Origin of the sequence: Paenibacillus tianmuensis, from assembly GCF_900100345.1 — a bacterium.
In the GTDB taxonomy this organism is placed as follows: Bacteria; Bacillota; Bacilli; order Paenibacillales; family NBRC-103111; genus Paenibacillus_G; species Paenibacillus_G tianmuensis.
Window position 1 is genome coordinate 1 of sequence record NZ_FMTT01000060.1, and the last position, 23,210, is coordinate 23,210.

At 42.2% G+C, this 23,210-nt stretch carries 13 protein-coding genes and 1 pseudogene; all 14 read right to left on the reverse strand.

All coding sequences use genetic code 11. The features are described 5' to 3' along the window. Positions 1 to 235, reverse strand: a 235-nt coding sequence (locus BLO51_RS25675) for a transposase (RefSeq protein WP_425415837.1), incomplete at its 3' end; no start/stop codon positions are given. A 47-nt stretch (positions 236 to 282) separates the two neighbouring features. Next, a complete protein-coding gene (locus BLO51_RS25680) occupies positions 283 to 2,163 on the reverse strand; it encodes a TnsD family Tn7-like transposition protein (protein WP_090676378.1) in 1,881 nt (626 codons plus the stop codon). 58 nt (positions 2,164 to 2,221) lie between these two features. Next, the gene (locus BLO51_RS25685) at positions 2,222 to 3,934 is read right to left on the reverse strand and encodes an ATP-binding protein (protein ID WP_090676381.1); all 1,713 of its coding nucleotides are present in this window, start codon (positions 3,932 to 3,934) and stop codon (positions 2,222 to 2,224) included. Next, positions 3,927 to 6,119, reverse strand: a complete 2,193-nt coding sequence (locus BLO51_RS25690; RefSeq protein ID WP_090676383.1) for a Mu transposase C-terminal domain-containing protein — start codon at positions 6,117 to 6,119, stop codon at positions 3,927 to 3,929. Before BLO51_RS25690 ends, BLO51_RS25685 begins: the two co-directional genes overlap by 8 nt. 16 nt (positions 6,120 to 6,135) lie before the next feature. After that, on the reverse strand, positions 6,136 to 6,948 hold the full coding sequence (locus BLO51_RS25695) for a TnsA endonuclease N-terminal domain-containing protein (protein WP_090676386.1): 813 nt from the start codon (positions 6,946 to 6,948) through the stop codon (positions 6,136 to 6,138). Positions 6,949 to 7,365: 417 nt separating this feature from the next. Next, complete coding sequence (locus BLO51_RS25700) at positions 7,366 to 11,958, reverse strand: coiled-coil domain-containing protein (protein WP_090676389.1); 4,593 nt, start codon at positions 11,956 to 11,958, stop codon at positions 7,366 to 7,368. Then, positions 11,958 to 12,737 carry a DUF6063 family protein gene (locus BLO51_RS25705; protein WP_090676392.1) on the reverse strand — a complete coding sequence of 260 codons (780 nt, stop codon included), beginning with the start codon at positions 12,735 to 12,737 and terminating at the stop codon, positions 11,958 to 11,960. Before BLO51_RS25705 ends, BLO51_RS25700 begins: the two co-directional genes overlap by 1 nt. A 15-nt stretch (positions 12,738 to 12,752) precedes the next feature. After that, positions 12,753 to 14,246, reverse strand: a complete 1,494-nt coding sequence (locus BLO51_RS25710; protein WP_090676395.1) for a hypothetical protein — start codon at positions 14,244 to 14,246, stop codon at positions 12,753 to 12,755. 1 nt (position 14,247) lies between these two features. Beyond that, entirely contained in the window at positions 14,248 to 15,393 is a 1,146-nt protein-coding gene (locus tag BLO51_RS25715) for a hypothetical protein (RefSeq protein WP_217266791.1), read from the reverse strand. 547 nt (positions 15,394 to 15,940) lie between these two features. Further along, entirely contained in the window at positions 15,941 to 17,053 is a 1,113-nt protein-coding gene (locus BLO51_RS25720; protein ID WP_090676401.1) for a hypothetical protein, read from the reverse strand. Between the two features lie 62 nt (positions 17,054 to 17,115). Next, a pseudogene (locus BLO51_RS25725) lies at positions 17,116 to 17,730 on the reverse strand (transposase); the annotation flags it as partial. A 423-nt stretch (positions 17,731 to 18,153) separates the two neighbouring features. Next, positions 18,154 to 19,983 carry a glutamine--fructose-6-phosphate transaminase (isomerizing) gene (gene glmS, locus BLO51_RS25730; protein ID WP_090676404.1) on the reverse strand — a complete coding sequence of 610 codons (1,830 nt, stop codon included), beginning with the start codon at positions 19,981 to 19,983 and terminating at the stop codon, positions 18,154 to 18,156. Between the two features lie 522 nt (positions 19,984 to 20,505). Then, positions 20,506 to 21,846, reverse strand: coding sequence for a phosphoglucosamine mutase (gene glmM / locus BLO51_RS25735; protein ID WP_090676406.1), 1,341 nt, complete (start codon positions 21,844 to 21,846; stop codon positions 20,506 to 20,508). Positions 21,847 to 21,934: 88 nt separating this feature from the next. Further along, on the reverse strand, positions 21,935 to 23,209 hold the full coding sequence (locus BLO51_RS25740; protein WP_090676409.1) for a CdaR family protein: 1,275 nt from the start codon (positions 23,207 to 23,209) through the stop codon (positions 21,935 to 21,937). Position 23,210: the final 1 nt, after the last annotated feature.

Below are 23,210 nucleotides of genomic sequence, written 5' to 3' on the forward strand. Positions count from 1 at the left end.
TCGCCCAAAACCAGGTCAGCAGTGGAGTGTGAGACTTATGCATAATCGTCCCGGCAGTAACAGACGCCTGGTGCTTGCAGCGCGTGCATTGATACAGCTTGCGGGTTTCCAGAAAGTAGAATGCAGTATGTTCGCATTTGGGACAGCAGAAGCCGTTCGCCCAGCGGATCTGGAACAGATGCTCGCGACATGCGTCATCCGAATGAAACTTTTCTTGAAATCTCTTCAACGTCATCAATTCTTGTTGAGCCATGCCAATCTCTCCCGAACATTTATTTGTAATTAGTGTATCAAACAAACGTTCGTATGTGAAGGTTTTTGCTGAGGTAACTTGATATTCAAACTAGAAAATGTTGGATTTTTATTGCCGTATGAACGCAATTTGTTGATTATGTTAGGAAGGTTGCGGAACTGATAATCGTCATACTTCTCTTCTAACTGTTCCAGCATACTTCGAGTCTTTGGAAACTTGTCCTTCTTATCATTAAGTTGATTTCGGTTAACCTTTTCCAATTGATTGATTATCGTGCTTTTTAAAATGCGTTGAGTTGGTTTCTTGTGATGATATAATAGTTGAGCAGCTTCTTTCACCTTAACTACTAGTTGTTCATCCAACACTTCATAATCTATTCTTCTTGATTCCCAGGCGATTTTGTAGGGTAGCACTTCAGCAAACCAAAGTCGGTCATTCTTTAATAGCCAAAGATATACTTTGTTGTGACTTCTAGCAAGCTGCGACCGCGAGATTTGAGGATCTTGCTTTAACATACCAAGCAGTAGTGAACGATATGTCTCTTTGTCCGTTGTTTCTGTTGCAGCACTAGTTTGATCTAAAGCCATGGATATTTCATTCATACCGCTTTCCATATCATTGACACCCATTTGGCGCAAATGATGATATATTATCGCCCGATCAACTTGCAGTTTCTTAGAGATGGCATACCCAGACAATCCTGTCCGATGAAGAAGTAATAATTGATTTCTCCATAGCTTACCTCGATCCCTGATACCAATTTTCGTTTTCTGCTCGTCAAATTGGTCAGGGGGCCACCCCTTGCTATAAACGAAACCGCATATTTCGCATTGAAAAAAACCAGTGATTTTACTTTTATTCCTATTATAATTTTGTGTGTATTTAGTAATAATATTTGATTTGTATGAAGGACAAACAACGTTTACGCACTCCCAAGGTCCGTCACCGAAAGGATCGTCTACTAGGCATGTTGCAGTCATTGATTTTATCGAATCTAAAGATATCTTCAAAAATCTCAATATTAACAAAAAGACATTGGGAATAAAAAGGAACTGTTTTGGTTTAAGCAGACGATTATATGCCCAACGTTCCAAAAAGTATTCCTTTGATATTCCAAAGCATTCCTGTACCTCCTCGCTTAGGCTATTTATAAATTCATCAAAAAATGCCTTTTTGTTTACAGTACCCTTCTGATTAACAAAACCATTTCTAGTCAATCCATCCTTAACTAACCGTTCCATGTCATCATAGAGTAGCTTTGTTTTAGCAGTAAACAAGTATTCGTAATAACCAATCAGCGACAACTTTATCTTGGCGAGTTCAAAGAATTGATCAGTTGCTTCTCTGATAGGGTGCCCTAAAGAGCAATAGGGTTCTGACAAAAATGCAAAATTACTTGTTAGAGGTAATAAACACGTCGGGCATCGATCCACCAAAGAAATTTGATGATGATGACAAATATCCAGATCACGAGTTTGATGCAATCTATGCAAATAGCATTCACCAAAGGTTTCGAAATCTTCTAGTAAACAGTGAGGACAATATCTAACATTACTAGTGGTAAGTTTATTGTCTCTAGTAGATAATATTACTCCTTTACTTGTATTTATTTTCAGTTCTTTTATCGACTCTTCAATTAATACCCTCTTTGGGTTAGGTAAAAATGGTCTGTATAATGGAAAAAAAGAATGCTCATTGAGTAGCTTGTCTATGGATATTTGACCTTCTGGCAACCTCTTTATTAACGCTTCTAGGTTCTGGGGAATAATCCCTTGAGGTGTATTCCTACCGAACAGTTCTATTATTGATTGCTTAAATCTTAGATTTCCCGTATGTAAATGATACCTATAAACAATACTACGAAAGTCCTCATCGGGATAACATTTGGGGAAATAATTAAGTTTATTCACTGCCTCACTCCAAAAATGTAAGTAACATAGGTCAAGGAATCTTATTCAAAACTGCACATCACAGGAATTCATCATACTCTTTAATATAGCCACTTTCTTTCAATGCTTCGGCTATGGTTTTCCCTGCCTCTTCACCGTGAAGTACAATACTTCTAATGTCTTTTGGATGAAGTAGAGGCTTTATCTTTTTCGTGTTTTTTTGTTTCGGCAGGCTTAAAATAATATTCTTTTGTTCAAGTGTTACCCTGTACTCATTCGCCTGTTTGTTCATCAATTCTATCATTTCATCCAAGTTATCCATCCCCTGACTCGCTTGGTAAACCGAATTTGCGGCCTGCTCAGCTATCAAGGGATCTAAACCATTTTGTTTGGCATGATTAAAAAGTTTCTTGATGATTTGTTGTTCATCTTTTTGTTGAAGAGCTCTCTTATGTTCAGAAGCGAGAATACCGGCTATTTCAACACGATAATCCACCTTTTTGATATAATCATTTAATTCAAGCCATTTTGGTTTTAGATCTTCAAATTCTTCTTCAGCTGCAGTAGTATCGCCGCGGCGAAATCTATCAAACAATGGCTGGAGCAATTGCAGACTTTTTCGAGCAACTTCCCGAATTATCGCTGGGGTAATTTGTTCATTTCCCCCTTTTATAATCGCGTGTGACTGAATATGCATATAAAGCTTTACGGTAATATCCAGTACTCCCTGAGTTTCATGGTACATCGTCTCACTAAGTTCCTTCGTTAAGATTGTTTCAGTTTTAGTGTATTGAAGATTCCATAGACTGCCCAAAAATAAGCCCCATTGCGCATCATTCTCCATCCGGTCAATGATATGCTCCATATAGGTTACTGGAATTGCTCTTCTTATATTCGCCATAGACTTCTTGTACAAATACATCGCTTTAAAGGTACCTATAATAATGATTGGTACACCGAAAGTGTTAGTTAACTCAGTAATAAATTCAATCATTCGGTTTTCACCGCCTGATGCCCCTTTGTTTACCCGCTGAATCTCGTCAATGACCAGTACACCTAAATTGACTAAGGAAGCTACATGAGACATCTGTGCTGATAGTTTATCAATTGTATCTTCTCGTGTACGAGAGTATTGGGCATAATAATTAGTGTTACCCATGATACGATCAATTCCCATATAGAAGTTGTTGCAAAGTGACTTTAAAGACTTACTTGATGGACATTCTATCTTAAGCCAAACGAGTTGCGATCTAATGAACGGTTCTCCTTTATATGTCTCATGACTGATTACTTGTGGGTACTGTAAAAGTATGTTTTCAACAGATTTTGTTTTTCCCATCCCACTAAGACCTACAAGTGAAAAAGTGGAAGCTGTCGGTGAAACACCAGCTAAATTACGTCCATTTCCATCAAGTCCTGCCTTCAAAATCTTTTCATGACCAATTGCGAATTGTCTCGTATAGGAGGGGCTTTGGGGATTTCTACCTTTGTAGCCACGCCGTATCATTGAATAGATGGCTCGGTGCAAGTCAATATGTACAGGTAATGGTTGCATAAACTCATCGTAAATTTGATCAATCAACTCAAGTCGATCCTCAAGTTCTAGATTTCGATGATCTGAATTATAATACGGCGTTCTAAACAGCCTTTCCATTAACTCAGACTTAGAAAGTCGCTTTGGAAATGCCTCGATAAGTGGGTTGTTTTTATATTCTTCAACCACTTCGTCTTTTCGATAATCTGCCGTACATGTGTAACCTCTCAAAAATGCCCCTGCCGTATGATCAGCCATTGGATCCTCCCCACTTTTTACGTGTAAAGTCTATAAACTCGTACATAGTGTCTTGGTCTGTTTTATTTGAATAATCTTTTTGAGCATTTCCGCCTTCCATCTCATCAGAACTCTCTATAAAAACCTCCGCTATATCTGCAGATATCCATGAATGCTCTTTTGCCCAATTATTACGTTCATCTTGATTCGCTTCGGACATATTATTGATTCGTTTCTTTTTACCGCTATCCGTGATCATTACATTCGTTTTTGCTGACTCTTCTGCTTGAATATGATTTTTAATTGCACGTGATTTGGTTTTCAAAAGGTGCTGTTCCTCTTTGAATTCTTTCTTTTGGTCTACAGGCATATCTAGAATCTTTTTCACTTCATCAAAAGAAAGATGTTTATACTTTTCATACTTCCTCGTCAAATGACAAAAAATAAACTCGCCATTGCGACGCCTAACATAGATACCACCACAAATTCGAGGATCGAATGAAATATTAACCGTCTTGGACTGATCTAGACTTTTCTCTTCAAACCATCCCTCATCATCGCCCCGCTTGCAGGTATATCTCAGTTTGCCATATTTAATTCCAGCTTGAGTAATCGATGCTGTATCCCTAGGCAAAAGGTTCATTCGTATCAAATCCTTCGGTTTATCGTGCAAGGAGGAAGTGCGATTTTTAACCCCCCACTTCCAGATTTCTGCAGGCGTAAGTTTTATGCCAGCCTGATACATCTGTGGGTCGACTACAAACTCGTCACTCACAATGCTGTTGTTATGTTCACGGATACACTGAATGATAAACTTGTAATAGGCTTCCAATGAAGCAACGGCTTCCAAACGATGGTCTTTGTCCCCACGTTCTTTAACCTGTTTTAATACTCCACCTGGAAAGCATCTTTTTGCTTCAGCGTTCATCTTTCTCATTAACTGTTCAACAATTCCCTTCAGTTCCGGTCTATATGCAGGAAGGATTTCGACACTTGTACCGAGTGATACCATGTTTTCGGCGTTATACCCAGACAATTCTCCTCCATCGGCAGTCAAAATTTTCGGTAATCCTTGGCTTGGCCACTCTTCCTCCGAAATAGTAATGCCAAATTCTCTGCAGAAATCAACTTTATTTGTTGTGGCTTGTTCAAAGGCCATAGCTGCTCCCATGTAGGATGCTGCTTTCAACCAACAATAGAACCCAGCAATAAGTGAACTAAAAATATCAACTACTAAATAAAGAATGGGCTTACCGATAACCTGTTCACGATTCAAGGAGTGTACAATGTAAAGATCCGAAGGTGTAGAGTCAGTCTGGTATACGGCACCTGGCCCCCAAGCTCTCTGCCGTTCATCCCCATCCATATGCCTGTGATCCTTTTGATATTTTCGTTTCCCTTTCCTTCCTGTTTGCTTCTCTCTATATGAGTATTCCTTGTTGTAAAAATAGCCGAATTGACGTAAAGTTGGCCTTTGCTCCGGAGGGAGCGGAATCGGCACTTTAACTCCGTTTTCTCTAAAATATCCGGATATAAAATGCTTGTCCAACATGATCTCCCAGACTGATTTGAAGTCCAGGTTCTTTTTTCTGAAATAATGATTTATGTATTTCCGAAAAACTTTCTTTACCTTCTCGGTTATTACAAGGCCGACCAACCGCGGATCCTTGTTTGCATTTTTAGAACGCGGTCCTGGTTTACTCAAGTAATTCCGTTCTCGTCCAGGTGCACCAGATTTTTTATAGTCAGGGAGTAAACCGTTTATCACTTTGCCATGGAACCAAAATTCCCTTAACAATTCATAGACTACCTTTTTATTTTTGTTTTTTTCTGTACAAACTTTTTTAATTAGAGAACCTCTTTTTTCAGGTATATAGATATCTGGCTCTATTAAGACAATTTCTCTAATCGTATTCCATTTAACATCACGTCTAGCAACATGTTTGTTAATAAAGGTCTCATCCATTAATTTAGGGTCTGGCAGAAAGTCTATTATTCGAAGATATCCTCCTTCTTCTAATTCTTCTTCTATTTCATGAAGTTTTGCCCAATATGGGAAAGCGATATCTTTCACATCTGTGATATCTATTATGACAATATCTCTGTCTGTTGGTTCAGGTGAGATCCAAAGAACTCTCCCAATCGATAATGTCTCATCGTTCTCATCTAACCATTCTAATATCGTATCTACTAGAATTTTAGACATAGCTTATGCCCCTTCCTTATTCGACGAGTTGCAATTGGAGATTACTTTGATTTGTAATTTTATCTATATACAAATCTGTTACCCAGATTCTATTTGCAAGCATATGTTTCACAATAAATAGGCACGAGCCAGGTATGAAACCAAATTCACTATCTAACGACAGGCAGATATTAATGAATGAATCTTCATTCGAATTTATGGCATTAAAAAGATAAGGTGCAATAAAATTTACATTTTCCTGTTTTAAGTGTGGTTTTGCACTTAGATGATACCCATCATACAGCCAATCTAAATTGTAAATTAAGTTAGGCGGCTTTTGTTCATCCAAGACAATTCCCCAATCAATTCCCTTCTCCTCAAAATATTTGCGTTCAATTTCAAATTTCTCTAGCATATTTTGCGTTAATTGGCTTGTTGGCTTGAGAGTACGAATAACATCTTGCAAATCTTCTGGACGATGCTCTCCAAGAACTGTTATGTTAAAATCAGTGGTCATAACGACTGGATCTCCATTATCATCACTTGGATGAGAGACATTTAATTCCTTAGCGATTTCAATGGTTCTCTCTTTAGGTAAGAGGGGATATTGTTCACGAATATTTACGACACGATCAGAAAACTCCAATGTGAGAAAATAGTGATACTCATCACGTGACAAAAAATGATGGTGTCTTCCCGTCTTCCAACCCAATGAACGTGTCCGAACCCCCTTCGAAGAAAAATCATACGTTTTAATGTATGGTTGATAATCAACACCGTGCCCCTGCCCCCGTCCTTCTTTTAATCTCCTCTGCTCAACTTTCCATTGTGGCTGTCCCTTTCTAATCATTAGAGAATCCTCCCAATCAATCGTTTTTTATCAAAATAACCCTTCATTTGAACATTCAATTGAATATTCAACACCCCTAAAAAGCACGAATGCTTCGTCCCTAGATTCAAGGACGAAGCATTTAAATCAAATTATATCCACTATTATTCAGATAGAAATTACGATAGAATATTCAGATAAGTTAATTTTTATTATACAATAAAACTTTTTAACATTAAAGATGCCATTTGGTTGTTAATCGCAAAAATCAAGTCTCCATGTACATTATCTCTTGATTTAATGACATAAACAATATTGTGGTTTCTAGTACGCCGTCAATACTAAAATAGTGGTCAGCCGCGGCTTCGATGTATGGAAATGCGTCGTTCAAACCTCACAGATTAAGCGTTGAAGGCGTACTAGCTTTGTAACAGTAAATTAAGAAGTCATTTCATCGGATTCATCACTTTCATCTTCTCGTTTTGCTACTTCTATGGCTGATGATGGCTCCAAATACCGCCTTTGGTATTTCTGAACCTTTTGCGTCACGACGTTCTTTCCGTTTTCTGCCGTGATATCAAGGCTGTATACGGTGTCAAAGCGACTTGTGATGTCGAGCTTAATGTTCGGGGGACATACGGTAATCCACTGTACACCGAGGAGCTCAAGCGCAACGAAGACGGGCTCGATCAATTCCGGCGCAGACATTTCACCAAACATGTTATCTGTGATAAGAAGCCCTGGGGAATTATCATGCTTCTCTATCTTAAGCAACATAATGAGCATAATAATTTGCGCCATTAGCGTCTGACCACCACTCTTTGATGACTCCTTTTCACCACCGTTGTTAATGACATTCCATTCTTTATACAAATGTTGTTTAACCTTTTCCTTCAGGAAGTTACCTGAAGCATCTGGGATGTAAAATAGAATACGCGGTAACTCTCCCAAAGCCTTGAGGACAATTTCACTAATGTTCGTACATCTTGCAATTTGACTTTTTGGTACTTTATCTGCGTCCCCATATTCCGTCATTAAATCGTGAATCGAACTGATGCAATGGCTTTTCACCGCACTTTCGATTTCACTTCGGTTATCAGGAAACCTGGTGTTGTTTTTGAAGCGAACAAGTTCCACAAACTGACCGTGGCTGTTCTTCACTTTCATTTTACCGACCATGGATTTCATTACATTGATAACAAGAACTACTCGTCTGCTTACACGTTCCGACCAGAATACAATTGCATCCTCTGCTTTCTGCTGTTGGATTAACTGGTCTTCCGCTTCTGCTAACGCCCATTCTTTGATGTAATTTAACGTTTCTACAACTTCTGAATTATTTTCAGAAGAAAGACGTAGTCGTATTATTTCATCAAGGAACTCTTGTTTAACAAATTCAGCTATAGTTTCGTTCTTCTCGATTAATTGAATCAACGCAGTAAACTCCGTTGACTTTTTATTTTGCCTTTCCTTTAGAAGCTTTGCGATACGGTACCTTTCGTCTGTCCACGTTTTTACCGAATCACTTGGATTTCGTTCAATCTCCATCCGTTGTGCATGTTCTAGCTGATAAAGTGAAGTTTTTACATCTTCTTCCCGGAGACCATTCAATGAAATCGAAATGGCTTTCTTCTTCTCGACCATATCCGTTTTTTCCTTAACGGTTTCCAATGCAAGCCGCTCAAGCTTCACTTTTTGCTCATTGAGGATTCTTTGGAAGCTTTCAAAATGAAAATCCTCCCAGATCTCAATTGAATACCCGGCACTTTTAAATTCCTTTTCTTTTTGGCGAAGCTTGCTTTCAAGGCTCGTCCTGCTATTGTTTTTCTCTTCTTTTTTCCCTTCAAGATTGCTTCGCTTCGAGATTAATCCGACACGGTCTGAAGAAAGTATATCTTTCTCTTTCTTTAATTGAGCAACTGCTTTAACTGGAACAGAGAACGATCGCCAATTATCGTCCAATTGAAGCATTTCATTCTCAAGTTCAAGTTTACGTTCAGTTAAGCGCTCGAGTTCCGCTTGCTGTGATGCAATTTGAGTGCTCATATTGTTTCGTTCTTGCACAAGAGATTGATACATCTCAATCAGCCCTTTAGCCTCAACACCCAGTGTCTCAGTTAAGTCTAGAAAAAAAGATGAGTTACCGACATACTGTTCATCAAAAGACGGCAGCCGTACACTTTTATTTAAGTTTTGCAGAGTTGGCATTTGAAAGCTAACGCTTGAAGTCCATTTAATAAACTTTTCATTGAAATCATCCCGAATGCGTTTTACTTCTATCCATTCTTGTTGCGCGCGATTTAATTCAATTTCGGTCTTTTTGAATTCATCATCTAATTCCCCAAGATATACTTTGTTTCTGACGTACGTTTGACACTCTTTTAGCCATTCCTCCAAACGATGCTGCTCATCCTCCAAAAGCCTGATTGATTTAACATATTCATGCATTTGAATTTCGATAATCTTAGCTTCTTGAAGTAAAAGAACTTTCTCAGCTTTTTTATTATCAACGGTTTCTAGTGCTTCTTTATGTGTGTCCTTTAATTTGTCAATCTCCACTAGCTGCTCAATTGACGTCTTTCCAAGTAAAAAAAATTCAATTCTCTTAGATAACAACTCTTTTTCTCGGATGTAATTTTGAAGAAGCTCTATATCCCATGTAAGATTTTTGTGGTCCTCTTCTACGTTATTGATCCATTTTTTCCAGAGGTCATCATCCAGCCACATTTGATAACCTTCATCTTGGGGAACAAAGGCGCTATCAGTGTATTGCTTTAAACCTACCGTTTGAATCGGATAAGCAGATTGTTTGCCCATACGTTGGCGCGGAATAATAAAGACTGGCAATTCCATCCACTCATTACTGAAGAAAGAAAAATCGACGTTATCAAAATCCTCTTCCATAAGCAAAATACTAAATGGTAAGATTGGATTTCGATTCAATTCATTTTCCCTTTCATGATGTGGTAAAGCACCGAGAAAATCAGATCCAAGAAGACAACGGATGCCTTGCTCCAAAATCTTATCTCTTATACGTAGTAATTGATAATTAGGTATTCTACCGTTTATATTCTTACTTTCGTTCATTAACTCTAAATCCAGATCGCTTTTCCAAAGCAACCGCGCTTTATCATCCCGCTTAAGCTTTTGACTTTTGAGTTTAACATCTAGCGTGTGTTTTTGATACTCGAACCACTCCCGAGTAGGTGTTACTTCAATTACGTCTTCTCTAAAAGCAACCGAAATAGCACTAACGAGTTCTTCTTCTTGCTCAAGGCAAATCGCATACTCATCATCTAGATGCTCAATAAGCTGCATAAGATGCTCTGCGTCCTTTGATAAAGCACCGATCGTTTCTGAAAGGAAAGAGGTGATTCCTTCATGCTCTTTCTTATTTATATCTAAAACCGCTTGCTCTTTCTTCGCATACTCAAGCTCTAACTTTTTTTGTAGTAGAACATCGCTGGGAAATGACCGAATCTTTTCCCCAAAAACCTGAGCTAACTCATTTTGTTTATCATCGTGTTTCTGTAACGCTGCTTCCGTGGCTTTTTTAGCTTGTTCTAGCGTATTTTTATTAATCAATGCATTTTGTTTGCGATTATCAGCATCATCAATATCAGTTTGTTGACACTTTAGCAAGAAATGTGATTGGTTGACTGTGTATTGCCATGAAGGAAGGGTTGTCAGCTCCCAATTTTTTTCGAATTTTGCTTGCACATCATCAAGCTTAGCTGCGAGGTCATCCATATCAAGACTGGATTGCAAATTATGGATGACTTTTTCTGTTTCCGCGGCTTGTCCTGATAATTGATAATGTTCTTTGCTTAAGACGCCCACATTTAAAACATGAATATCCTTCTCCATCTGCGCAATGTCACTGCTCCATTGCTGAATTTGAGTATCCTGCGTCTTAATATCACGAACAACTTCCTGATGATTTTGAAGAATTGACATGTATTCAACGTTTTTGAGTTTCCAATCTGTCATTTTTTTGTCATGTTCAATTTCGGCATTCCGCTTTTCAACTTCTCTAATATGAAGTTCAAGCCGTTTATCCTCTTCATTGAGTACTTCACGAATGGCATAGCCTTTTTCCGCATGGGTTTCTGTGAGTTTTTCAACTCGAATCATTTCAACTATAGATTCAATTAACGGATCGAGCACCGTTTTTAGCACCCTTGCACCCTCGGAGATTTTAAGAATTCGCGGAAGCTCTTGCGCAATTTTCAATACCCCAAGGAAAGATTCCGCCAAATCCAATTTTTCTGTAGTTTGCACGGAAGCTTCTATCGTGCTGTTAATTGAAGGAATAATTAGCTTGTTGAACAATCCTTGGTTATCCGTAGCACCTTTAAAATACTCGGACATATCATTTTCATCAGCGTTTATTTTCAGCATCGATTTAATCGTGTTTTGCTGAATTCCGTACTCATTTAACAGCTCTATGTATCGTTGTTCTTCGCCCCTGTTAAAGTTCATAATTCGAGTGGGATATTTTTGTTTGATGATTCCCTTCCACACTTCTAAATCCGTCGCACGTTCCGCTTCCTCATTCCAAAGCGGCAACTTATCGATACCCACTTCCATATCGTCAACCGTATACTCTGACAAAAAGAGCATATAATCTAGCTCTACCGAAGAAGTCCCTTCTTTTTTTCTTTCTCTTACGACTTGACTAGGCGTTACAGAAATACCTGTAAGTAATCTTCGGTTTCTATCGAGTTCGAATTCAAGCGCAGTATGAAACGTGTACTTAATTAACTTTTGCTCTTTGTTCCAGAAGAAGTGCTCCACTTTATTCTTGCCATTTTTCCAATCCGTTAGAGGTGCTAGTGGTTGCATGGCAAGATGAAGCAATACCCCTTTGCCCCCACCATTTCGAAAGGGAATTGCAGCATTAGAGGGCATTAATGGATGACGCGGATTATTCGTTACGGTTGTAAAATCCATCCGTGTATCTCCATGACGAATAGTATCTCCGGCGTATCTTGGCCCCACAAATCTCCAACCAGTCAGTCTAGGTAACATTATGCAGTCTCCTCATCATTTTTTTCATCTTCAATCGTTTTAGCTTTCGCTTCTCGAATGAGCACTTGAATGACTTGATAACGTTCTAGTTCGGGTAAAATTTTCTCCATACGCTCATAAAGTTGTGGTTTAGGAAAAACTATGTAGCTGGTCTTGTGCGTTTTGCTAATGTAAATAAGTCCTTCACTTTCCAGCAGGCTCATTGCGGATTGTACATAGCCGAGTCTTGTTCGCTGATTTGCTGTAATCTTTTTGTTCGGGCGAAAATATTGCATATTGTTCCACTTCGCATGCATTTTTTTTACTGCGATTCCAAATTCCTTAGAAAACTCCTCTTTGGTCCCGTCGTCAATTTGTTTCCAATCATTTAGTATTTCCGTAACCATTGACTCTAATTGATAATAGCCAATGCCCTCTGTTTCTACGGAAAGTTTACCATTGTAACTAGACTCAATTTCGGAGAACAAAGTGTTTATGATGGTACAAATGATGTAAAAGTCGATTCTGTCATCGAATGACTTGGCATATCTTCTTGAATTTTTCATTTCGCTTAATGAAGTAGCGAAAATACAGCCCTCCGGCTCAGCGACCAAGTGAATGTGGTCACTAGTATCAATAATGGTGGTTCTCCATAGCCTTGCTAGCCTTTTTAGAGCAATTCGAACTTCTTCTTCTTCCTTGTAAGGCTGAACCCATTTATTGTTCATGGGTAGAAATCCATGTTTTAACAACTCGCCATATAAATGAATGGCCGATTCAAAATTTTTTTCATGTAACAACTTCTCTCCCCCTTCTTATGCGATATTGATAAAAATAGGTGATACTAGAATTTTGTTGTGAATTACAATTGTGTCGTCTTCAGTTGCTTCTACGTGAAGCGTTTTATTAACCAAAACTTCAAAGCGAGGGTACTTAGCAATTAATTTTTGGAACAAAATAATACGGTGATCTGACTCTTCTTGTGTGAGTGCTTCTTCTGTCAATGTAAGGCTTTCTTGTTCACTCATTTTGAAAAGAATCCAAATATCAAATGCCTCTCTGTATTTGAGCCATTCACTGAGTGACTCATCCGAGATCGAATCGTAGTGGAGAGTAGAAATTTCACCGTATTCGATTAACTCTTCAACCAACGGCATCCACAAATCAGTTATCTTATCCCAATTTAAATCCATTGGAACAATCGGTTCTTGTGGATCATCTTCATAGTCAAATTCTATTTCCTGAAGGAGTATAGTTTGCTCCATTGCTATCCACTCAAGTGGAAACATGAAGGGCTTTTGAGGAGAAAAAATAGAACTTGCTATGTAATACAATGCTTCAGGGTGAATGAAGCCAACTTGTTTTGCACTCCGCCATAATGAATCTTTAAATGTTTTTTTTGGAGGAGCCCAAAACAATGATGCAAAATGATTACTACGATAATCAAAATCAATCCGTATGTTGCTGATGACAAGTTTCGCGAGATAATCATGAGACCTGCTTGTCCGGTGGATGCGTTGACGAATTTTATTTATTTCCTTTTTCTTATCTTCGTCATTGGTATTGTTTGATTTGTCTAAGGTAGACACCAGTCTCCCGAAACCATTTTTTTCTTCTACAAACTGTTTTTCGATATCATTGAGGCTCTTGTTCCACCGCTCATTATGTTCTTTAATCGCTTTACGGGGGTCTCTTCGAAGTTGTTTATGATGCTCTTTTTCTTCATTAATTAACTTACGTACTTTCACGTCAAGTTTATCGAGTGTCGCCCGGGCCTCCTTGAGATTACCATTTCTAATCATCATTTCAGCAATCAACTGTGCAACCGTTACGTCGAATGCATTTTCAAATTCTCGGTTAGAGACAACAATGCTTAGAGCTTCATCGCTAAGTTTATAGACTTCAATACCATTTTCGAAATCACTTGTGTCATGGTCTATCGTGAGGTATTGATATCTTTGTTTCTCCCATGTACCATTTAACTCATCATAAAACTCGCTTTCAAATGAGAATCGGTCATAGCTTTTATTTTTGCTCCACATCAAATCTTCAATAACTTTTTCAGCTTGTTCTTCCGTAGCTTGAAATCTGAGACCACAAGCTTCTTGAGCAATTGTTACTAAGTCAGCGTATGCGCGGCTTTGAGAATCATTAATCTCCCTCGAGAACACTTCTTGCAAGATGACGTATTTGATAGCCCCCAAAAATGGTGTGTGCTCGCCTAAGTCGATGCCACGAGAGAGTGCCCATATGTGGTTAAGATGCTTTAACTTATCACCTAAACCATAAAGCGTGTCGTTAGAGAGCAATTTAATCACCACCCACTGTAGAGGATTCTAAAATAGCCTCAAGGTTAAATACTTCTTGGGCAACACGCTCGTGTCTTATTTTGAGCATAAGAATACGTTCAATCGCTTCTTCACTTTTAATTTCGGAAATGAACGTAGCGAACTGTCTGTCATTTATTTTTTGTTCGGTTAGAATAGGTGCCTTTGCGTGGAAACCATATTTGAGCATCCATTCATACATAGAATCGGATTGAACAATATTGTAATCGTAAGGACTATATACGCGTTTGAATTCTGTGTAAATCTTGTAACCCTCGGGGTCTACGTCTCCCACGTAGCGGACAGTAATATTTGATGGTTTGCAGTCAAGTTCAATGATGTATTCAAAATTTCCTAATATTTGAAATCCTGCTCCGAAAATAATTAAATCGGGCTCTGGTCCAAAACACCACGGTATGTTCTCATATAGCATTCGTTTGCACGTGTCATACGCTGAGAGTCCTTCCAAAACAAGTACCTCTTTAACCTCACTACTTCGGGGGTTGTTATAGTAGATAAATGGTTCCCTGAGTGTATATGCTACCAAGTGATTCAGATTTATATTTAATCGCTTTAAAAACACTTTTCCCGTTTCGCTTCCAAGCCACTTTTCTTTTGTTTCGGTCTCCACCCAAGGAGACAAACCAGAGAAAATTTGTAGTGATCGCTGTTCTCTTGAAATTGGAACTCTAAGGTGTCGCGTTTGAAGGAATTTATGAATACACTTTATTTTTGCCCATACATCACTAGTCTGGAGCTTAGGGTTTTTTATATAAAAAGTGAGGTCAATTAAATCTGATACCTCTAAGATTTGGTTATAACTCCACTCTTCGGCAGGCTGTGCTGCACGAAGCCAATACCATTCGCACAAGTTCGAGGAGCCAATATTTATAGCTTTCGCGGTAGTGGGTTTAATTAAAATGCCTGTTGCCATGAATTGCTGAATACATAAAGAAAACCTCTTGCTACCACCTACCTCGTCATATTGTTTCAAGTTATTAAAATTTTGGATGACCTTCTTTTCAAGCTGCAATGTATTAAATTTCTTTCTTTCACCTGACTTAATACGGTTTAGGAATTGGGATATGAGTTCATTCACTACTGCTTCTATTTCCTGCAAGCTATTCACCACTTTTCTTGCTACTATATTAACTATGATTTCCTTTAAGAGATTTTATAAACATATGATAGAGTAGAGAACTAAAATTTTATCGAAGGGCGAAAGCCCTCTTTTTAATTCTCTAGCTCTGGCAACAAGCTATAACATCAAGGAATCATGCCACGTCGCTGAACTGACCGAAAAGGACAAGAAAGAGTCGAGTATTATTCCTAGTCCTTTTCAGGGTTAATATTTATAGGGCTTAATCTCAGGAACACTCGTTTGGCTATGCACAAAAACGTAAAAAGCCCACCAAAATTCTGGTGGGCTTACAATATTGCTCATAACAAAAAAAGTCCAAGGCTGCCGCCGTTTTATTGAGCTAAGGGTTCCGATAGTCACCCATGTCGCCAACGCGACACAACAGATTATGGAAGTAATTTCGTTCTTCCATGGGAGCTTAATAACCGATATAAGTTCTGTTCCAAATCCGCAGACAATATATAATTCTTGTCCTCAGATAGTTTTTAACACCTAAGCATCCATCACCGATAGGATCTGACATAGTACTCTAAATCTAGACTATCCCTAAAGATCTTTTCTTTTGTTTTCTTAATTCTTCAAACTCCGACCATGTCATTTCATGATTTTTAATCATGTCCACAATAACTTTGCCTATATAAATCTGAACTTCCAACATTACTTGCTTTACTTCCATCTCATCACCTAATATGTCTTCTAAATCATCGCCAATATGTACAATCCTTGTTCGATACCCAATGTGTTTACCAGTCTCATCTTTTTTTCCCGTCAGTTCATTGAATCTTTCTTTCAAATTTAGATAATGGTTATAGTCTGTTGCGATATGAGGAGTAATTTGTTTTCTAACATTTTCAAATTTTTCAAAATCGTCCGGGTATGCTAAAAATTCGAGCAAAGTCATGGCCTTGACGAATTGCGTGGTAGGATTGTTAGTTTCCAAAAAGGTTGTATGCATCGCAAGGGCCGTTTTTACAATTGTGCCTACTTCACCACTTGTACTAAGTATAGCTTCACATTCCTCACGAATTGATTCAGTTTCATTCAAACCTAGCTCTAAGCCAATACCTTTGACTACTGTATGAGTGATAACTGATCCAGCGATAATATAGCTCTCATAATCGTCAATGTTAAATAGCAAAGCACTCGAAAATCCATTTGATCCATTCCAAGTTCCCACAGTTCCCGGCAATGTATCTATTAGATCAGCTCTGCAAAGATAAAACTTTAATAAATCCATTGCTTTCTCAGCTTCGCGTGTAAGGACTCGTAGTATTTTTTTATCGTAATCATGAGTAGTTGCTTCAAGGAATTCATCCCAATTTAAATTGTTCACAGTGAATGCAAGCAATGGATTTGTCTTGAACATATCGGGGCCTGCACCAGTTATTGCAGTCGCGGCTTCGCGTAGTGCCTCATTTCCGAAGTTTAGTATCATCCAGTCATCGTCGTTTATTTCCCCGTTTTCGATTAATGTTAGGGAATTGTTATCCACAGGCCTTAGGGCATTAATGTCAACTTCACCGATTGGGTAAAACCTATACTTTCCAATTTCGCACTCATCTTCTATTAAAATCCTAGATAAAGGCATAACTATAAGATGGCCACCATGTCTTAATTCATTGCTAAATTCCTCAACGAGATTCACCATGTGTTATCTCCCCCTCCAGACGAAACGCCTCGTCAGTCCAATACTTTATTTTTCCGAGTCTTAGATTTTATTTTCTTTTGACAACTGCAAAGCGCTTCCTGGCGTCGTTTGTAGCCATGGGTTCGCTTATCCATACCTTCCGTCATACCGTTGATGCCGGAGTTCAAAGAACTCAGCAACGCAAAATCCATCGGGATAAAGGAGTGTCCGTCCGACCAACCCATTGTCAGCATGCGGAATCCTTTGTAATATGCACCTGTTGCATGATCTCTGAAACGTGCCAGCATCTCGACAGCCTTGCTTCGATTCCGTTCGAACATCGAATCATCAAAGATAAAAGCGGTCTCCCGTCTTTCCGAGGTCAGCCTCTCGACTCGCTGTACCGTATCGCTGCTCAGCGACAACAGAAACCGTCGCCATGCGTATCCGCCGTGATTAAGAAACCGGTAGACCGCATCTTTGCCGGGGAAAGACTCTTGTTTGACGCTCTCCAGCAAACGAAACCAGTTCTTCTGATGAAACAATAGGGTGAAAATGATCCGAAATAAATAGGCACAGGTAAATCCGAACTTCTTCTTGAAACCTGCGCCATTCAAGTGTTTGAGAATGTTTAGTTCCATAAATGCGGCTTTAATTTCTTTAGGCAGTTGATCGAGAGACTGCTTTTGTTCTATCATAGAGAGGACACCTCTTCTGTGTGGTAGTGATTGCTGGACACTCTCACTTTACCAAACAGAGCGGTGTTTTTCTATGTTGTCAAGCTACGATATAATCCGGTTTAAATCTAGGCTGCTCGGGCAGTTAAGCTGATTTTTTTGGTGCGAAAGTTGAGTTCCTAACATTATCAACTTGATTTATTCGGATATCTTCTTACTCGTTTAAACCTTTCTCCAATCGCAGATATATTAGTATACTTCTAAATAGAAAAAGTCCCGATGATATCTAACCATCATCGGGACATACAAGGATCTTAATTTTTCAAAATAGACGGTTACCAACATTAAACCACAGTTACTAACTATATTTAATAGTTACCAACAATAATGTTCAGTTACCAACTTTAATGTCTCTGAACAAAAACCTCTATACCTCTAACCGCCCTACTCCACCGTCACGCTCTTCGCCAAGTTCCGCGGCTTGTCGACATCATTGCCGCGGGCCAGCGACGCGTAATACGCGAGCAACTGCAGTGGCACAACAGACAGCGCTGGAGTCAGCAGCGGAAGCGTTGCCGGGATCGCGAACGTACGGTCGACGACCTTGGCAAGCTCGGCGTCGCCTTCGGCATGGATGCCGAATACGTGAGCGCCGCGCGCTTTAACTTCCTTGATGTTGCTGACCGTTTTCTCGAAGAGTTCGTCCTGGGTCGCCAAAGCGATTACCGGGATGCCTTCCTCAATCAGCGCTAAGGTTCCATGCTTGAGCTCACCAGCAGCATACGCCTCGGAGTGAATGTAAGAAATTTCCTTCAACTTCAAGGAGCCTTCCAAAGCCACGGCATAATCCAACCCGCGGCCTATGAAGAACAGATTGTCATGCGTCGACACTTGCTCGGCAATCGCCCTGATCGTATCGGCTTGAGCCAAAATACTTTCGACCTTTTCCGGCAGTTGCTGCAAGCCTGCAACAACCTCGGCAATATAAGCCTCGTCCACCGTGCCGAGCGTCTGGGCCAAGTACAGCCCGAGCAGGTAAAAGGCAATCAATTGCGAAGTATACGCCTTTGTGGAGGCTACAGCAATCTCGGGACCGGCCCATGTAACGATCACATCGTCCGCTTCCCGGGCAACGGAACTGCCGACCACGTTCGTTATAGCTAACACCCGCGCGCCGCAGCGTTTTGCTTCACGGAGTGCGGCCAACGTGTCTGCCGTCTCACCGGATTGGCTCACGACGATGACAAGCGTCTCCGGTGTAATAATTGGGGCGCGGTAGCGGTATTCCGAAGCGACATCGGTTTCTACCGGAATCCGTGCCAGCTTCTCGATCACCGATTTTCCGACAAGACCCGCATGATAAGCCGTACCGCAAGCCACGATGTGAACTTGTCGAATGGCGCGGATCTGCTCCGGCGTCATGCCTATTTCGTTCAATACGACCTTTTCACCGCTTGCATCCAAGCGGGTGCCCATCGTATCACGATAAGCCTTCGGCTGCTCATGGATTTCTTTCAGCATGAAATGATCGAATCCGGCTTTTTCCGCCGTCACGATATCCCAATCGACATGGAATAATTCCCGGGAAATAAAATTCCCCTCCAATGTCATTAATTCGACACCGTCACGCGTCAAAGCGGCCATCTCACCGTCGTTCAAAATATACACGTTTCGCGTATATTCGAGGATCGCCGGAATGTCCGAGCCGATAAAGTTCTCGCCTTCGCCGACACCGATAATGAGCGGGCTGGACAACCGAACCGCAACGAGCTTATCCGGCTCGTATTCGGTCAATACGCCCAACGCGAATGCGCCCTTCATGCGCGAAACCGCCTTCTGTACCGCTTTCACGATATCGCCTTCGTACAAGCTTGCGATTAAGTGGGAAATGACTTCCGTATCCGTCTCCGAAACGAATACATGACCTTGCGCGATCAATTCTTCCTTCAGCGAAATATAATTCTCAATAATGCCGTTGTGTACGACGGAAAATTTAAACGAATTATCCGTATGCGGATGCGAATTCTCATCCGACGGTTTGCCGTGCGTCGCCCAGCGCGTATGACCGATCCCGATCGTTCCGCTGAGCGGCTTCTCGCCAAGCTTCGATTCCAATACGGCCAAACGGCCTTTCGACTTCTTCACCTGCAGACCATTGGTCGTATACACGGCTACGCCAGCCGAGTCGTACCCTCGGTACTCCAGTTTTTTCAAGCCGTCAATCAATATATCTTGGGAATTCCGTTTTCCCACATAACCGACGATACCGCACATATGTTCAGGACCTCCTGATTGTCAAAGAAAGTAAAATTCCACATGATCCCGTCAAAAGCTTTGTCGGTCCGGTCGCCCGGACGTTTTCAGTTTTGACGATACGGCTGGATCGATGGCCGGAAGGTCCCCGCCGAATTGTTTCGAACACCTTCACCTCGTCAACTGAATGCCAACCTGAGATACCCGCTTCCTGCGTTGTCTAAGAGATAGTGGAGTCCATACCCACCGCTTCCGCGGCGACGGACCCTGTGACCGAATGCGCAGAAAATCAAGCAGCCCCGGATAAGTCATCCAGCCCTGGCGCTTGTCTTGCTAAGTAACCCCGCCCCACCTTTCTGCTCAGAGTAAGATTCTATACCAATCTTATTCATTTTGACCCGAAAGCGCAACCTCTATTTTCATCGGCTTTCATTTCCGCATAACACAAAGCGAAGATCCCGGCTGCCTTTCCGGCGTCCGGGATCTTGGATTCCGCGTCACCGAGAGCAGCCGCGCAACGTTCTTTCTCCCACGTTAACCCGGTTACACCAGCTCTCGCTGGATCACATCGGCGATCTGCTGCACATAAGCTTCGACCTGGTCTTTGTCCGGTCCTTCGGCCATGACGCGGATCAGCGATTCCGTACCGGAAGGACGCACCAATACCCGGCCATTGTCGCCCAGCTCGTCCTCGACTTGACGAATAACGGCTTCGACAGCAGGATTGTTGTTGAGTTTGCTTTTATCTGCCACACGCACATTCACGAGCGTTTGCGGATATTTGCGCATGATGCCCTTCATCTCGCTCAGGCTTTTTCCGGCTTCCACCAGCGTATCCACAAGCTGAAGCGCCGTAAGAATGCCGTCCCCCGTCGTAATGTGGTCGAGGAAAATAACATGGCCGGACTGTTCGCCGCCCAGATTGTATCCGCCTTTGCGCATTTCTTCCATCACGTAGCGGTCGCCTACCGCGGTCTTCGCCGCCTTTAGACCTACCGCTTCGATGCCTTTGAAGAACCCGATATTGCTCATGACGGTCGTCACGATCGTCGAGCCGCGCAGCTTGCCGGCCTGATTCAACGCATGACCGCAGATGCTTAGGATGAAATCGCCATCCACTTCTTCGCCGTTCTCGTCAATCGCAATCAGGCGGTCCGCATCCCCGTCGAAAGCAAGCCCGATATGCGCCTGCTTCTCAACCACCAGCTTCCGCAGATCTTCGGGATGCGTCGAACCGCAATGGTCGTTGATATTGCGTCCGTTCGGCTCCGCCCCCATCGTAATCACTTCCGCACCGAGCGCTTCAAACACTTTAGGCGCCAGCTCGTAAGCCGCGCCGTTGGCGCAATCCAATGCGATACGATAGCCCTTGAAAGAAGAGGTTACCGTCGATTGAATATAGTTCAAATATTGGAATTTCGCTTCTTCATTGTCGATTACATTGCCGATAGCTCCGCCGGTCGGCCGCGGCAGCTCGTCGTTTGCCGCATCCATCAGCCGCTCGATCTCGAGCTCCGTCTCATCGGACAGCTTGAAGCCGTCCGCGCCAAAAAACTTGATTCCGTTATCCTCCACCGGATTGTGGCTGGCCGAAATCATGACACCGGCGTCCGCCTTCAGCTCGCGTGTCAAATAAGCCACGCCGGGTGTGCTCAGCACGCCGAGCCGGATAACATTGGCGCCGATAGACAGCAGACCTGCGACCAGCGCCGCCTCCAGCATCGGACCGGACACTCGCGTATCGCGGCCGATGACGACATTCGGCTTTTCCACTTTACCTGCCAAGACATAGCCGCCGCAGCGGCCGATTTTGTACGCAAGCTCCGGGGTTAACCCTTGGTTCGCAACTCCGCGGACACCGTCCGTACCAAAATATTTCCCCATCGAATCTCTCTCCCCTTGCAGTGCCTTATGTCGAAAAACTACTTCCCATTATCACCGATTCGTCTCAAACGGTCAAATCTTGCCCATCCTAGGGCGCGGCAGGAGGGGTAGTAGGCGGCGTTTCCGGCGGCTTGCCTGGCTTCGCGCCGATCTCTACCGTCGCTTTGAAATCCTGCTGCGGCCCCTTCTTCACGAACGTCGGCAAGTTCCAGGTCACCGGCACCTCATGCTTGCCGGGTGGCAAATTGCTCACATCGAGAATTCCCTGAACATCCTGCGGCTTCAGCTTGTCAATCAGCTCCTGCGCGCCTTCAACGGTCAAGTTCAGCTGCCCCGACTCCGGTAGCACGACTTTCGTATCAAAACCGTCGTTTTGCCCGATGATCGACAGCGGGATCGCCTCCAGCGTCTTCGTTACCGACGGCACGATCGTGACCGTCACCGTCACTTTATCCGGGTCAAGCTGCTTGACGTTATTTCGCGGTGGAATAGGTAGAATGAACTCCTTACCTTCTTTCAGATCGCCCAGATTCACCTGCGGTCCTTCGTAAAATTCCAACCGATCCAGCACGTTCTGCGGGCCGAATACCGTGACTTTATCCGTGCTCTGCCGGACGGAAGCTACGGCGTAGCCCCGAGGCGGTTCGCCCACGAGCTTTACCTGGAGCGGTACGAGCGTGAACGGGCTGGTGATAGGCACTTCGACCTCTACCACGGCCGGATTGATCACGGCGGTCTCAATCGGCTTGCCGTCCTTGTTATAGGCCACCAGTTTCACCTTGCTGGAAACCGCCGATTGCGCTTTCTCTACATTCACGTCCGCGCGAACCGATTCCACCTCATCGTAGATGCGGCTTGGGACGGATACGGTGACCTGCTTCGGCTTCGCGACCGGCTGCCCGGCTTTCAGCCCGACAGCGGGGATTCCCGTCACGTTGACGGTAACCGGCATCGATTTATTTTTCTTATCGTCGATCACGACCCGGACATTGGCCGGCGTTGCCTTCACGGTCACATCCGACGGAAAGCCTACCGGAGTGACCGGAAGCAGATACTCCCCTTTACCTACCTTGGTCAAATCCAGCTCCACCGAATAGGCTCCTGAGTTCATGACCTTTTTCATGGCGGAATCCCTACCCGTTAGGCTTAGCGTCACCTGAGCAGGATCGATCTGCACGACATAAAACTGGTCCGTATCATACTTCGGCGTCACCGCGACGTTCCCGATTTTTTCCTCCAAAATACCTTTGCCAGTCGTTCCCGCGATCGGAGCGTTGCCCGCACGGACGACCGCCCACAGCATGATTCCTATAATCAGCGCAATAACCTTTACGACGTTCGTGTTGCGCAGCCATTGATCCATT